Raw genomic sequence first — 14,926 nt, 5'->3', positions numbered from 1 at the left:
GACGAAGGGAGAAATGCCATGCGAACACTCAAGGCAGTTGCCGTCGTCGCAATTTTGGGGGTGATTACAATCGCCCTACTACTGTTTTGGCGGCACGAAGAACGGTATCCTTCGACCAAAGATGCATATGTCGGTGCAAACATTATTTCTGTTGCACCGCAATTGACTGGGCAGGTAGCCGAAGTTCTGGTCGAAGAAAACCAATTCGTCAAAAGTGGCGACCTGCTGTTCACCATAGACGACACCCAATTCAGTGCTTCTTTTGATCAAGCCAGGAGTAATCTGGACGCTGTGGTTCAACAGGCACAATCTTATTCTACGCAGATTGCTGCAGCGCAAGCTTCGGTTGATAGCGCACTGTCAGCTTATGATACGGCACAAAACAATCTGGAGCGCGCCAAAGCCCTGTTTTCAAATGGTGACTTGGCACAGGCGACTTTGGATCAGACAACATCGGACTTCGCGTCGGCGGCCGCGCAGCTTACTGCAAGTCAATCAAGTCTATTAGCCTTGCAAAGCGGTTTGGCGGCCAAGCAGGACGAAATATTATCTGCCAGGGCGCAGTTCAAAATCGCAAAATCCAATATTACTTGGACCAATGTTGTCGCTGCGGCCGACGGTTGGATCGCCAACCTGACCTTGAGACCAGGATCATCCGTATCAGCAAACGCCCCGCAGTTTTCCATCGTTGAGGCGGCGGGTTGGTGGATTGATGCGAACTTCAAGGAAACCGCTTTGCCCCGCATTCGACCCGGACAACCCGTGGTGGTAGAAATCGACATGTTGCCGGGAACGACTCTGACAGGAACGGTCGCATCCATCGGGCGTGGGTCCGGATATACGTTTTCACTATTGCCGTCAGAAAATTCCAGCGGAAATTGGGTTAAGGTAACGCGCCGTTTCCCGGTTCGAATTCAACTTGATCCGACGGACGCGCCGTTACGAGTGGGTGGAAGCAGCAAGGTAGTCGTCGACACCACAGTGGCGACGTCCGAATAATGAACGTGGCGGCGGTTAGCCACATCAATCCGGTGATAGTGGTCGCCGTTGTGCTAAGCGCAATTCTCGAGGCACCATAGTCAATGTAGCGTTGCCGCACATTCAAGCCGCTTTTGGTGCTACAACTGATCAAGCAACTTGGATATTGACCAGTTATATCGTTTCCGCTGTGGTGATTATGCCCTTGACAGGGTTCGTAGCCCGACGTGTCGGGCGAAGGCGGTTGATACTTACTTCGGTGACTGGTTTTGCGACGATGTCTGCGATGTGTGGATTGTCGTGGAGCTTGGAAACGATCGTCGCCTTTCGGCTGGCTCAAGGTATGTTCGGTGCCTTTCTGATCCCTCTTTCTCAATCAATTCTGTTTGACGCGTTTCCCAGAGGCAGACGAGGGCAGGCTATGGCCGTTTTCGGGCTTGGGGTTGTGGTTGCTCCTGTTCTGGGTCCCACGATAGGCGCAATTCTCACCGAGTATTTTTCTTGGCGAATGGTGTTTTTTGTCAACTTGCCGGTTGCAGCAATGGCATTGCTATTGCTGACGGGCGAACTTCCACAGGACGAAACCGAAGAAGTTGTCATCGATTGGACAGGGCTTGCTCTGTTGGCGGTTGGTATTGGCTGCCTGCAATTCATTCTGGATCAAGGCGAGTCAAAAGATTGGCTGTCGTCAAGGGTGATACAGGTTGCGCTGCTTGCTGCGGCTCTCGGAGCGATTGGGTTTGTGTACCACTCTCTCACGACAAAGCATCCAATCGTTGATCTTCGGCTGTTTGCGGATCGAAACTTTGCCTTGTGCAACCTTATTATTGCTGGATTTGCCGTGTCATTGTTCGGTGGCATCGCGATTATTCCAACATTTGTACAAACGCTGCTGAACTATCCAGTGATAGAATCTGGCCATTTGTTTATTCTACGCGGCGTCGCAGCAGGGATATCAATGGTAGTGACGGGTTCGGCTTTGGTTACCCGGTTTGACCCAAGGGTATTAGCCGGTATTGGGTTGTTACTGACCGCAATAGGCAATTTCATGGTTGGAACTCTCAATCTGAATGCGGGATTTTGGCAGTTGGCTTGGCCGGGCGCGGTAAGCGGCCTTGGAATGGGATTGGTATTTGTACCGATGTCAATTCTTGCCTTCGAAAGCATCACCAAACGTCGTCAGGACGAAGCCTCGGGTTTGTTCAACGTAACACGCCAGTTGGGCTCATCTGTTGGAATTTCACTGGTTGGAACTTGGGTGGTTCGAGGGCTGCAAACAAATACAGCTACGCTTAACCAAAATGTCACACCTTACAATCCAGCCGCACAAGCATATCTTCAACCTCTTGGTTTAACACCTGATAGTGCAGAAGGTGCTGCAATTCTAGGACAAGAGATTTCCCGTCAGGCCGAAATGATTTCGTATCTTACCGTGTTCAACAATCTTGGTTTCCTGGCTTTGGCGACAATTCCATTACTATTTTTCTGTCGTGCGCCGAAACCCGGGGCTTCGGCACCACAGGTGGCGCATTAGACGGTCAGAACCAAACCCAACCACAACGCGAACCAGCAGAGTCCGAGGCTCAGCAGGATGTTGCCCGCAGCCAGCGTTATTGTACGATTGCGGTGAAGTTCCAGCGACTGGTACGCAAAGCTGGAGAACGTCGTGAACCCACCGCAGAAGCCGAATACAAGGCGCTTTTCCTCTTCTCCCATCTCATTTGAACCGCCCAGATAACCAATCCAGAGTCCCAATATCAGGCTGCCAATAACATTTACGATAAGCGTTGAAAAAGGTAGGTCGTGGGTGACCCGTTGTGCCAGCCAATGGCGAAGAACCGCGCCCAATCCGCCACCAAGACAGAACATGGCATGCAGGTAAAACTCGGTCATTCGCGGACCCTCGTACCGTGAAACCGACGACCGGCGGCTTCGCCCAAAATAGCTGCGAACAATCCAACGGAAATCTCCGCTGCAATGGCAAATACCACGATTCCTCCAGCGTTTTCAGCCAGCCGCTCCAACTCGGCAACAAACGAAGAAAAAGTTGATAGCCCCCCACAGAACCCGACGGCGCCTAAGTGCAAAACGTAAGCGTGGACCTTGTTTCGGATGGAATACAACCAACCTAAGACGAAACAGGCGACGATGTTGATGGCGAATGTCGACGTTAAATACGGCGCACCGGGGATCTCAAGAGCAAATAACTCTCGCAACAAAGAACCAGCCGCCCCACCGACAAAAACGGCTCCGTACATTATGGCGCGATTCCCACTGGCAGGTGCTGAGTTTGCCACTGTGACTGATCCTGCCCTGACCTGCTTTTTTACGACATACAGGCTGGGTCTGTTCGGATCAACTAGCATAGGTCAAGCTGGTGCGGTTCACGTTTCGTCAAGATTGGCTTACGCGATGGACAAGGACTTGCAATTAAAAGGCAATCTGTTCCACGTTTGGGTACAACTATGGGATCCGTAAATCCGATATTTCCAGGCCTCGCCCGGACAGGCGAAAGCGAAGGAGACCAGGAATGATTGTCCGCAAGATTTACTACGTACTAACTTATATCGTACTGCCCTTGACAGTATTGGTGGGGTATTTCTGGCCACCAGCATATTGGCTGCTAATTATTCTGATCCCGTACGCGGTGATCGGCCTTTATGATATGCTGACTACTAAGCACAATGTGCTGAATAATTATCCGGTTCTCGGTCATTTCCGTTACATGTTAGAGTTTGTAAGCCCTGAAATCCGGCAGTATTTCGTTGAAACGAATGAAAGCGGGCGGCCATTCAACAGGATCATTCGTAGTTTGGTTTACTCCCGCGCCAAAGGGCAGGTCGATACCCAGGCATTCGGCACCCAATACGACATTATGACTGTCGGGTATCATCGTGCTGATCACTCATTGGCTCCTAAACATGTCGCTGAAAGCGAAGAGAGGGTAACCTTGGGAGGCCCACAATGCGACAAACCATATAGCGCATCTCGGTTGAACGTGTCCGCCATGAGCTTTGGCGCGCTCAGCGCTAATGCGATCCGCGCCCTCAATGGTGGGGCCAAGGACGGTGGGTTCGCGCACAATACTGGCGAAGGCGGATTGTCACCTCATCATCTCGCCGAAGGTGGTGATATCATTTGGCAAATTGGAACTGGCTATTTCGGCTGTCGGACGGCTGAAGGTGATTTCGATAAGGACAAGTTTGCAGAAAAAGCGCAGAAAGAAGTTGTAAAAGCTATAGAAATCAAACTTTCTCAAGGTGCTAAACCTTCACATGGGGGTGTTTTGCCGGCCGCCAAAGTTGACGAAGAAATAGCCAATATTCGCGGCGTCCCTGTCCATCAGGATGTGATCTCGCCGCCTGTCCATTCAGCCTTTAAAGGACCGACTGGGTTGATGGAATTCGTGCAGCATCTGCGGGAAATGTCAGGTGGCAAACCAGTTGGTTTCAAGCTGTGTATCGGTAAAAAATCGGAATTTATGGCAATCTGCAAAGCCATACTGGAAACAGGTATTCTTCCTGATTTCATCACCGTTGATGGGGCTGAAGGCGGTACTGGCGCTGCTCCAGTAGAGTTTACCAACCGGCTGGGCGTTCCGCTGAATGAGGCGTTGATTTTCGTGAATAATTGCCTGCGCGGGATAGGTGTGCGGGACAAAATCCGCGTGATTTGTTCCGGTAAAGTGGCAACCGGCTTTGACATGGTTGAGAAATGCGCACTTGGGGCAGACATGTGCAACGCCGCGCGGACCATGATGTTTGCGATTGGCTGCATTCAGGCGCTGCACTGTAACACAAATCGCTGTCCGTCCGGAGTTGCTACGCAGGATCCGGTGCGGGGGAGGGCGGTCAACGTTCCGCAGAAGCGCCAGCGCGTGCGTCGTTATCATGACGCAACGCTTGAGAGCTTTCGCGAGATACTGGGCGCAATGGGTAAGGCGACGGTTTCCGAACTTCGACCTTCTGACATTCGTCGCCGTATGGCCGATGAAGGTGAGCAGTCGTATGGTGAGATGTACGAATTTCTTGATGACGGAGCACTTTTGAACAAGAAATTACCGCCGAGTTTCGCGTCGGATTGGAACGCTGCGACGGCAGCGCACTTTTAGGTTCTCAAACAATTTGGCGCCCTAATTGGGTAAATTTCTAGGATTGTTGACACTGTGATTGTGGATTCTACGAATGCTCCATTCTACCGCGTCACGCATGGTGTCGCCTAACGCTTCGTCGTAGGCGACAATCAAATCCGAAGTTTGATCAGATTTGGCCAGGACGTTTTCCTCGAAAGATGAAGAGGCGATTATTTTGTCGTCATATTCGTCGATGATTTTGATATTGATCCGAACTTTGATCTGAACGGTTTGGCCGTTTGCGGTCTCGCTGAGAACGTGCCCCTGAAATTCCCTTAGGTCAGGTGCAATAACATAGTCTGGTCGCAGACCAACTGTGGATCGCCCAACTGCAGCCACCTTGTTTGTGTTCTCGAAACTTTCAATTAGCAAGGACTGAACGATGATCGGGGCTCGATCCGCCCATCTGGCGCGAGGAAGATATTGAACCTGCAATGGGGTGGGCTGAACCGCAATCTGATCTGTATTAACAGCGGCAGTCGCAGTGGGTTCCTGTACGACAATCTGTTTTTGCACACGCGGCAGCGTTGATGAGAAAGTGCTTTTAGGTGTTAGCAAATACAGATCGTTTGGCTTTGAAGCTTGACGCAGAGTGCCCAGACCCGCACACCCCGACAGAAAGGCCAAGATGGCTATCATAAAAAATGGCCGGATCATTGGCGAAACTCCGATGCTTGCGTGCCTAACAGAAAACGGGCCGGGTCGCGTTCAACCCTGTCGACCAATCGGTCGAGGCTGACGACCAGACGTTGCGACTCTTCGACAAATCGGACGAATTGCGGCAGTCCGACTCGTAGAAAATCTGAAACTTGCCTACGATTGTCTTGCACAATGCCGTCCACGGTTCCCAACAATTCGGAAGCAGATTTAGATGCACTTAAAACGTCATCTGAAATCTGATCGATCTTGGCAGTGACATTTGAAACAGTGTCAGCAACCTGCTTTGCTGCGTTGCTGACGTCAGCGGCAACAGGTGCAATATCGGTATCCAATACCTGGTTAGCTGAATCGAAAGCCTTTTCAGCGGAAGATAACGTGTCCTCAGCGCTGTCCATCGCCGAGTTTATCGATTCAAGTGTGGAATTGGCGTTGTTAACCGTCTCCGTGAACACACCAAGCGCATAGCTGCCTTCATCAGACAAGGCCGACAACCTGTCGGCGAGTTGTGACCCTTTTTCGATGAAAGGCCGAACATCCTGTTGGATCACCTGATCGGCGTTGGCGATCGTAGTGTTCGCTGTATCCAGCGCTGATTTTGCAGAGTCCGACGCCTCTTTGATACTGGTGAGCGTTTCTGTGCCGGTCTTTAAGGTCGATTCCGCTGTGGCAACTAAAGGGTCGAGCTTTTTCGTGAATTCTCCGATATCGCTCGCAGCGTTTCCAAGGTCGCTGGAAAGGGATTCAAAATCGGCCAAAGTTTTGTCCAATTTGCCCGATGCATCGGCCAAGTTTCCAAGGATATCCGAAACGGCCTTGCGGTTTTCATCATCAACCACTTTGTTCAGGTCCTCAAGCAATGTAAGTGCTTTGTTAAGAACTTGGGGCGCCCCTTCCAGCAATGATTGAATCGGGCTTCGTTCGCTGGGTATCACGCTGTTTTGCGGAAGGCGTTCAGCATTTACTGAACCGCCCGACAACTCAACATACGCAACACCTGTCACCCCCAAGGATTGCAGTTGCGCAATAGTTTCCTTGGTAACGGGGATGTCAGCATCGACTTCCAGGCGCACACGCACCTTGGACGGATCGTCCTCGTCCAGCTTCAAGGATATGACTTGTCCAACTGGCAATCCATTATAATTGACGCCTCCAGCTGCCGACAACCCAGATACATTATCGAACAGCACGTCATAATAGGCGTATTGCCGCGTGACCTCGAACTTGGCAAGCCACAGGAAAAAGCCGAATGCACCAAGAATTCCTGCCAGTGTAAATGCGCCGATTAGAATATAATTTGCCCGGGTTTCCATTGCCTCTACCTGTCCTGCCCCTTCTGTTGCGCCGCCCGCGCCCGGGGACCGGTGAAATATTCCTGGACCCAAGGATGGTCTACCTTGTTCATTTCTTCTATCGGACCTTCAACCAACACGCGTTTTTCCGCAAGCACGGCGATACGGTCACAAATGGCGTAAAGACTGTCGAGGTCATGTGTTACCATAAAAACGGTCAACCCCAATGCCTGCTGCAACTCCCTGATCAGATCATCATATGCGGCGGCACCTATTGGGTCCAATCCGGCGGTAGGTTCATCTAGAAAAACGATCTCCGGGTCCAGAGACAATGCGCGCGCCAGCGCCGCCCGCTTGCGCATCCCCCCCGACAATTCTGATGGAAACTTGCTGCAGCTTAACTGTGGCAGCCCAACAAGGCTGATTTTTAAACCGCCAAGAGCTTGCATCAAACTTTCGCTAATGCCGGTATGTTCGCGTAAAGGCGCCATCACATTCTGTAAAACCGTTAGCGACGAAAACAACGCGCCATCCTGAAAGGCCACGCCCCAGCTTTTCTCGATCCGCTTGCGCTCATCCTCTGGTCCGTTCAGGACGTCGACCCCTAATACTTCAATGCTTCCCGCAGCAGGGCGATTGAGACCCACAATGGTACGCAATAAAACCGACTTCCCCGTGCCCGAGCCACCAACGACACCCAGAACCTCACCCCGCCATACATCCAAGTTCAGGTTTTCATGCACAACCTGTGGGCCAAAGCGGTTGGTTAGGTTGCGTACTTTGATCACTGCCTCTCGCTGCGCGCCAGTCTGGGAGTCTTGCTGCAAGGTCGCACCGTCCATGTCAGATCCCCAGTTCCGAGAAAAAAATTGAAAACAACGCATCAATTGCAATAACCATAAAGATGGACTGAACGACCGAAGCCGTTGTGCGTTGTCCCACGCTTTCAGATGAACCTTTGACCTGCATGGCTTGCCAACATGCTATGACTCCGATCACAAGCGCAAAAAAAGGTGCCTTGATCAATCCGATAGCAAGTTGCCAAACATCGGTGTTTTCCTTCAAACGTGTCAGGAACATGCCTGGGCTAACACCCAAGTCGATCCAACTCATCAAAGCGCCGCCAACCAAACCCGCTATGTCGGCGACGAATCCAAGAATTGGAAGCATAATCAACAACGCAAGTACACGTGGAATTACCAGTACCTCAATGGGGTCCAAACCCAATGTCCGCATGGCGTCAATCTCTTCCTGTACCTTCATTGACCCAATAGATGCGGTAAAAGCAGAACCTGACCGTCCTGCAACAATGATGGCCGTCAGTAATATCCCCAACTCACGGAGGATAGAGATAGAGATCAGTTCAACGACGAAAATTTCAGCGCCGAACTGTTTCAACTGAGTTGCGCCCTGAAAGGCCAGAACGACACCGATCAGAAATCCCATCAGAGAGACGATGGGAAGAGCCTTGAAACCGGTTTGCTCCATCTGCGAAACCAGAGCCGCCCGACGCAGACGCCATGGCATGATCAGCGTCCTTACAAGGCGATGCAGGGTTAGACCCAGGAATCCGACAATCGAAACCGAATCCTTCCAAGCTCCAGCCGTGCGTTCGCCGACTCGTGCGACCGTTTCAACTAATCCCCTGGGCGGGGCCTGTTCGCCTACCGCCTCAGGAATGTTCTTCGACACCGTTTCGATCAGCGAGACGTGAGCTTCTTGTAGGCCCTCAAGGTGAACTGTTGCTCCGCTGGTATCTATGCGTCGTTCCAAATCGGCCACCAGCCAAGCGCCGCCTGTGTCGATAGACTGAACACCTGACAGGTCGACAATTACATCCTTTCCATCAGGACTAATGGACTTGAATGCGCCTTCGATCTGGTCAAGCGATTGTGTCCTCAGATCGCCCGCAATTCGGATGCAGACGCCCTCGGCGTTCCGATCGGAGGTAACCGTTGGCTTTGTCATGGACTTATGTGATGGGAAAAGCACTAAGGCTGCAATGGGTTTATGCAACCAGATCCAGATTTCATGTTAAAAAATTGCCTCAGCGATACAGTTTAGCCCGCTGTAGCCGTTTGCTGCGGTGCGCCATGTCCCATCCTTCTGAAATTGCTCACTTCAGCCGTATTAGGCACTCGAAACCAGCGACCCTCTTTGACAGCGCCTACAGTGATGCTAGGCAGGTATGCGGGGAGAACAGCATTGAACATTGTCGAACAACGCATTAAGGCTATGACTACAGCAGCCCTGAATTTGATCGGGCAGGCATTGTCTATCTATGACAGCTCGCTGAGACTAGTTCTGTGCAACGCTCGTTTTCAGGAAATGTTCGACCTACCCATTGATCTGGTGCAACCCGGTGCGAGTTTTCACGACACAATACATTTTCTAGCAAGTCGCGGCGAATATGGAAATGTGGAGAAAGTCGACGAGGTGGTCAGACAGAGGGTCGAACAAGCCCTGGCTTTCGAGCCGCATTATATGGAGAGAACCCGGCCAAATGGTCAGGTAATTTCAGTCGAAGGCGCTCCACTACCAACGGGTGGTTGGGTGGCGGTTTATACGGATATTACGCGAACCAAACAGGCCGAAGATCTCTTGCGGGCTAGATCAGAGGAGTTATCAGAACAACTACTTGGTCGGGCAGAGGAATTATCCGCCACCAACCGTAAATTGGCGGCCACAATAACCGCCCTGGAAGAGGCTAAGCGCCAACTAACAGAGATTGAGGCGCGTACGCGTTTGACGACAGAAATGATGCCTGCTCACATTGCGCATTTGGACGCTGACGGCCGATACGATTATTCGAACCGTCGCCTCAGTTCGGTCATGCCGGGCCGCCCGTCTGAGATACTTGGACTGCATATATCCCAAGCTTTGGGGGCGACAGCGTTTCAGCGGGTCGAGCCCCATTTTCAGCGCGCATACGAAGGAAAAACTTCGGTTTTCGAGTTTACCGAAGACCAGGATGCGCGTCGTTTGCGTGTGTCGTTTACTCCGGACGGTGAAGGTGGGGTTTATGTGATGTCCGTGGATATCACCGAAGAAACTCAAGCGCGCGTCGCCCTGCAACAGTCCCGCCGTCGTGCAATGGCTGCCCAGATGACCAGCGGACTAGCACACGACTTTTCCAACCTTTTGACAATCATTCTTGGTATGCAGTCCCGGTTGGACAAAATGGATCTTCCTGCTGAAGCTCGTGAACTTGTGGCAGCAACGCAGACCACGGCCCGACGGGGTGGTCAGTTGCTGAACCGGATTGCGGATATGACGGGCAACCGTACGCCCCACCCCAAAGCCACAGACTTTTGCGGATTGCTTGAAGATCTGCGTGTATTGGCGTCGCCTTCGCTGCCACGGGGGGTAGGGTTGTCAGTTGTAAACACTCTTCCTGATGAGATGATTTTGATGGATTCCGGCATGGTTCAAGACGCGTTGCTGAACCTTGTTTTGAATGCCCGTGACGCTTGTGGTACGTCGGGCCAAATAACTGTCAGCGCTCATACAATTGGAACCATATGGGTGGAAATCACCGTGTCGGACACGGGAACAGGGTTTTCTTCTGAGGCATTGGAAAAGGCGCTGAACCCTTTCTACACCACCAAAGGCGCGGAAGGCTCCGGTTTGGGATTGCCGATGGTGTATGACACGGTCAAGCTGGCGGGCGGCGACTTGAACTTGCGCAACACACCTTCTGGGGCGTCCGTCGTTTTGCGACTGCCCTATAGGCCAGCCCCGTCCGTCCAAGAGGGGTTGGTTTTGCTGGTTGAGGACAATGATGAGCTGCGTAGTCAATTCCGCGAAATGCTTGTGGATCTTGGGTTTGCAGTTATCGAAGCAACATCCGCAGAAGAAGCGAAGGCATTGGTTTCAGACATTGATGACATCGTTTTGGTTCTATCCGATATTAGGCTGGAAGGCACCGGGACTGGTCTGGACTTGATTGACTCGTTAGAACCTGGGTTGCATTGCATTCTAATGACGTCGTTGCCTTATTCCGACCCTTTGCATCGGCAGGCACTTGCTTTGGCACCTGTTTTGCGCAAACCGTTCACGCGGGCGCAGCTTTCCGCGCTTATTCAAACCGAGGCTGCTTGATGTCCCTACCTTTGGTGACCATTTTGGACGACGAGCCTGAGATACGTCGCATCTTAACTAATACTCTGGAAGAAGCCGGGTTTCGTACTCAGAGTTTTGCCCGGGCTCGCGAATTTGAAGCGTCGTTGAACCGAGTGACTCCGGACGTCTGCTTGGTGGATTTGTCTTTACCCGACACAGACGGTCTGGCACTGGTGCATCGCCTTGCGTTGGAACGCGGCGCAGCGGTTATAATCATTTCGGGTCGGGCGCAGGTGCAGGACCGCGTGACCGGGCTTGAGCTTGGGGCGGACGACTATATCACCAAACCATTTGATCCTGCCGAAGTGGTGGCCCGTATCCGCGCTCGTTTGCGATCAACGCGCCCGGCTCTTCAAAGTTCAGATGTTGCAAGTTTCAACGGGTGGGCCGCTCATTTCGATCGTTATGTTCTCGTGGATGATGCTGGGAACGAAACGCAATTCAGCCACGCTGAAGGCGAGGTTTTGCGCCTGTTCCTTGAAAGCCCGAAACGTTTGCTCAGCCGGGCACAGATGCAGGAAACGTTGGGCGGCGTTGTCGGCGACAGTTTTGACAGAGCGATGGATGTGCGAATTTCGCGATTGCGGACAAAACTGGGCGAAGATCCCAAGAATCCTCGCCTCATCAAAACTATTTATGGGGCTGGGTATATCTTTCTGGGTGATGTGGAGTGGCTTTGATAAACAGGTACGTTAATTTCACTCTCGAAAAGCACTCTCTTTGACCTTTAAGACTGGCTGGATCAGATAATCCAGAACGGTTTTCTGCCCTGACAGAATATCCACTTCGGCGATCATTCCCGGGATGATTTCAACAGCTTCGCCGCCCGCGTCAAGTATCGTGCTGGAAGTTCGGATTTCCACTACAAATACCTCTTCCTCACTACGTTCCGAACGAGTGATCGTGTCGGCGCCAATACGAATTATTTCGCCGTCGAGACTACCGTATCGCGAAAAGTCATAGGCGGTGATCTTAACCTTTACCGACTGACCTGCGTGCAAGAATGCTATGTCTTTTGGGCGAACATACGCCTCAACCAGCAAGGAATCGTCCAACGGAACGATTTCTATCAACTCTTCTCCGCTTCTGGCCAAGCCGCCAATTGTTGTACGGTGAACCCTATTGACGATGCCCCTGACGGGGGCGCGAATTTGAGCGCGCGATGCACGATCTTGCAAGGCGGGGAGGGCTTCCTCTTCGGTCAAGGAAACACTCCAGGCTCCTTCGTCGTCCAGAGTCGTGGTTTTAGTGACTTCTCCGATTGTGACCTCGACCGAGGTGGTCCCTTCAGGAGCGGTGTAATTTGTGCTGGTATTGCTAATGGCGCCGCTTTGAAGCCCGGCAAGGTTCAAATCGGGGAGGTCAACAGTTTGGCGGTCGTCATCGTCTCCGCTATTGTCTCCGCTGCCCGCCGAGGAAACTGCGGCAGCTGCGCCAGCAAGACCCAATCCACCAAGAGCGAGGCCAGTGGCTCCAATTCCACCTACTGCGGCGGCTGCGGCCCCGGCTGCGGCTGCAGCTGTACCTGCTGCGGCGGTGCCTGCAGCAGCCGTACCAGCCGCGGCAGCTCCGGTGGCCGCAGTACCGGCAGCGGTTGTACCTGCGGCCTCTGCGGCGGCGGCAGCTGCGCCAGCTTCGCCTACAACGGCAAATTGCGCGAATTGTGCAGCGATGTCGTCCGCAATCATGATTGCGCCACTGTCGAGAATTTCCACATCTTCAGCGGAAACGATCAGTGTTCGGCCATCAATCATAGTCAGTTGCACATCACCATTCGACAGGAGCTTGACGCCCTTGACGCCAGGGATGGCAGAAGCGAACTGGAATTCCTCAAGCTGTTCAGAAGTTGCTTGCGCGAGAGCAGGCAGAGCCAGAAGGGTCGAGCCAAGTCCGCCCAACACTCCGCGACCGGCCAAGCGTTTCAGTTTTCCATCAATCCACCCACGAATCTGGCGCGCGCGCGCTGCATCAGTCGGGGTTTCGTTCGATTGAGATCCTTTGGTCATCGTGCCTCTCACATACTTGGCCGTGAACACCTAATAGGTGTCGTTTTGTTTTCATCCGCCTGCTTGCCGTAGCGAAGCAGACAATTCGAGCTAAACTGGAACTTAACTTATTATTTTCACCACATTTTGTTCTTTGTCTTATCTTGGCGTTAGGCATTCCGCGCTTATTGCCAAGGTTGGCAATGTTAGGAGAATGAAGATGATGCTTCGATTTGACAGAGTGGTGGCAACGGGGTTCGCAGCGCTCGACTCGGGTATCGGTGACACGTGTTTAAAAATTGTTAACGGCGACACTTATATCTTCAGCTTCACCGGCGTGAATGGTGGCATTGCCTCGTGGAAGTTGGTGGAAGGTGCCGGTCCCTTGGCGGCAGACCAACAACTTTACGATGTGGCAATCAGTCAACAGGTGGGTCGCAGTGCGGTATCAATAACTTTTGGCGACCAAACTCATCTGATTCTGGACGTCGACAACGCCCTTGGGCTTGTTAGCTACGACTTAAGCGCGAGCGGAACTATTGGCGACCTTCATGAAACCGATGGGCTTACTGGCGGTGGGGACATCTCGGCTGCTGCACAAGTTTCGAGCGAATTGAACGATCTTTTGGTGCTCTCACACTCAGATACTGGTCGACTCGGTACGTATCGCGTCGATGATTTTGGAAACTTGGCGGTTGTGGGAACGGTTTCGGGGCACGCTGACGTGCTGCAGACGCTGCAATCCGGAGCGGACCAATTTGTGATCGCTGCAAATACCACAAGCAGTGAGATCACTACCTACCGGGTGCACCATACGTTTGGTAAATTAGCTAAAATTGAAGCAAATTCCGCATTTGAAACTCTCGGTATCAACGCTCTAACTGCGGTTGAGGTCGTGCAGGCATACGGTAAGTCGTGGGTCGTTGTCGCCAGCGCTGGAAGCAGTTCTTTAAGTGTTATGAAGCTTGGCACTGACGGACGATTGACACCCACGGACCACGTTTTGGATTCGCTGCATATCCGCTTTGAGTCGGTTCAGGATCTGGCCGTTCTTGAGGTTGAAGGGCGTGTTTTTGTAATTGCTGGAGGGGGCGACGACGGTGTCACACTTTTTACAATGACGCAGGATGGTCAGCTGATCTATTTGAACAGTTTCGCGGACACGCTTGCAAGTGGCCTGCAGAACGTCCAAACCCTGAGCGTCGCGCATATCGGACAAGAGCTGCAGATTTTTGCAGCGTCGCAACATGACGCCGGGCTGACGCAACTGAATGTTTCGCTGGCGGGCCTCGGTGTCGTTCAGAAAGGTTCCGGCACACTAACGGGAACTTCTGGTGGTAATATGCTGCGTGGCGGCATCTTTGAAACGGCTCTGAATGGTGGGGCAGGGGACGATATACTGATCACCGGAACCCGTTCCACGACGATGACAGGCGGTTCTGGGGCCGACATCTTTGTTTTACGTCAAGGAAGCGGCCACACGATCATCACGGATTTCGAGGCGGGAACCGACACGTTGGACCTCTCGGACTTCTTTTTGCTGCGGACCCCGTCTCAGCTTGAGTTCACGAGTACGGCACAAGGAGCGCAAATTTGGTATCGAGACGAAGGCGTTGAGATAACTTCGGACGGCAACGGTCCGCTAACCAGCGCCGATATCTTCGGAACAGGTTTCGAAGGGCCAGACCACGTACCAGTCATTATAGAAACTGGACCTGATGCCAATGCCGCACCTGGGGTTTAAGGACGGGTTTCACTGG

General features: G+C 52.4%; 13 protein-coding genes. 6 read left to right on the top strand and 7 right to left on the bottom strand.

Annotation, left to right across the window (positions count from 1 at the left end):
- Nucleotides 1–18 precede the first annotated feature (18 nt).
- Nucleotides 19–999: an HlyD family secretion protein gene (locus AC2FNE_RS17605; protein ID WP_496805902.1), complete on the top strand. Its 981-nt coding sequence runs from the start codon at nucleotides 19–21 to the stop codon at nucleotides 997–999.
- 91 nt (nucleotides 1,000–1,090) lie between these two features.
- Nucleotides 1,091–2,512: a DHA2 family efflux MFS transporter permease subunit gene (locus AC2FNE_RS17600; RefSeq protein ID WP_496805901.1), complete on the top strand. Its 1,422-nt coding sequence runs from the start codon at nucleotides 1,091–1,093 to the stop codon at nucleotides 2,510–2,512.
- On the opposite strand, the gene crcB is transcribed toward AC2FNE_RS17600, so the two are convergent.
- On the bottom strand, nucleotides 2,509–2,871 hold the full coding sequence (gene crcB / locus AC2FNE_RS17595; protein WP_170479827.1) for a fluoride efflux transporter CrcB: 363 nt from the start codon (nucleotides 2,869–2,871) through the stop codon (nucleotides 2,509–2,511). The two genes, AC2FNE_RS17600 and crcB, sit on opposite strands and share 4 nt — an antisense overlap.
- On the bottom strand, nucleotides 2,868–3,275 hold the full coding sequence (locus AC2FNE_RS17590; RefSeq protein ID WP_367648136.1) for a fluoride efflux transporter FluC: 408 nt from the start codon (nucleotides 3,273–3,275) through the stop codon (nucleotides 2,868–2,870). Before AC2FNE_RS17590 ends, crcB begins: the two co-directional genes overlap by 4 nt.
- Before the next feature lie 233 nt (nucleotides 3,276–3,508).
- Between AC2FNE_RS17590 and AC2FNE_RS17585 the strand changes: the two genes are divergently transcribed.
- Complete coding sequence (locus tag AC2FNE_RS17585; protein WP_496805900.1) at nucleotides 3,509–5,089, top strand: FMN-binding glutamate synthase family protein; 1,581 nt, start codon at nucleotides 3,509–3,511, stop codon at nucleotides 5,087–5,089.
- Nucleotides 5,090–5,110: 21 nt separating this feature from the next.
- Here the strand turns inward: AC2FNE_RS17585 and AC2FNE_RS17580 are convergent, their stop codons facing one another.
- Genes AC2FNE_RS17580 through AC2FNE_RS17565 form a run of 4 tightly spaced genes read right to left on the bottom strand, consistent with a single transcriptional unit; the run spans nucleotide 5,111 to nucleotide 9,027 of the window.
- Nucleotides 5,111–5,767 (bottom strand): ABC-type transport auxiliary lipoprotein family protein, encoded by a 657-nt coding sequence (locus tag AC2FNE_RS17580; RefSeq protein ID WP_254442526.1) that lies wholly within the window; start codon nucleotides 5,765–5,767, stop codon nucleotides 5,111–5,113.
- A complete protein-coding gene (locus AC2FNE_RS17575; protein ID WP_170605459.1) occupies nucleotides 5,764–7,080 on the bottom strand; it encodes an MlaD family protein in 1,317 nt (438 codons plus the stop codon). Before AC2FNE_RS17575 ends, AC2FNE_RS17580 begins: the two co-directional genes overlap by 4 nt.
- 5 nt (nucleotides 7,081–7,085) lie before the next feature.
- A complete protein-coding gene (locus tag AC2FNE_RS17570; RefSeq protein WP_496805899.1) occupies nucleotides 7,086–7,901 on the bottom strand; it encodes an ABC transporter ATP-binding protein in 816 nt (271 codons plus the stop codon).
- A gap of 1 nt (nucleotide 7,902) precedes the next feature.
- A complete protein-coding gene (locus tag AC2FNE_RS17565; protein WP_496805898.1) occupies nucleotides 7,903–9,027 on the bottom strand; it encodes an MlaE family lipid ABC transporter permease subunit in 1,125 nt (374 codons plus the stop codon).
- Nucleotides 9,028–9,264: 237 nt separating this feature from the next.
- Here AC2FNE_RS17565 and AC2FNE_RS17560 point away from each other — a divergent pair, with 237 nt between their 5' ends.
- Both AC2FNE_RS17560 and AC2FNE_RS17555 read left to right on the top strand, forming a co-directional pair.
- Entirely contained in the window at nucleotides 9,265–11,160 is a 1,896-nt protein-coding gene (locus tag AC2FNE_RS17560; RefSeq protein ID WP_496805897.1) for a PAS-domain containing protein, read from the top strand.
- The gene (locus AC2FNE_RS17555; RefSeq protein ID WP_170479816.1) at nucleotides 11,160–11,861 is read left to right on the top strand and encodes a response regulator transcription factor; all 702 of its coding nucleotides are present in this window, start codon (nucleotides 11,160–11,162) and stop codon (nucleotides 11,859–11,861) included. Before AC2FNE_RS17560 ends, AC2FNE_RS17555 begins: the two co-directional genes overlap by 1 nt.
- Nucleotides 11,862–11,879: 18 nt before the next feature.
- On the opposite strand, the gene AC2FNE_RS17550 is transcribed toward AC2FNE_RS17555, so the two are convergent.
- The gene (locus AC2FNE_RS17550) at nucleotides 11,880–13,187 is read right to left on the bottom strand and encodes a beta-barrel domain-containing protein (protein ID WP_496805896.1); all 1,308 of its coding nucleotides are present in this window, start codon (nucleotides 13,185–13,187) and stop codon (nucleotides 11,880–11,882) included.
- A 199-nt stretch (nucleotides 13,188–13,386) separates the two neighbouring features.
- On the opposite strand from AC2FNE_RS17550, the gene AC2FNE_RS17545 reads away from it, so the two are divergent.
- Nucleotides 13,387–14,910 carry a beta-propeller fold lactonase family protein gene (locus AC2FNE_RS17545; RefSeq protein ID WP_496805895.1) on the top strand — a complete coding sequence of 508 codons (1,524 nt, stop codon included), beginning with the start codon at nucleotides 13,387–13,389 and terminating at the stop codon, nucleotides 14,908–14,910.
- Nucleotides 14,911–14,926: the final 16 nt, after the last annotated feature.

This window comes from Ruegeria sp. YKSD179 (assembly GCF_059612885.1).
The sequence above is the reverse complement of the archived record's forward strand: the minus strand, read 5'-3'. Positions and strand labels throughout refer to the sequence as shown.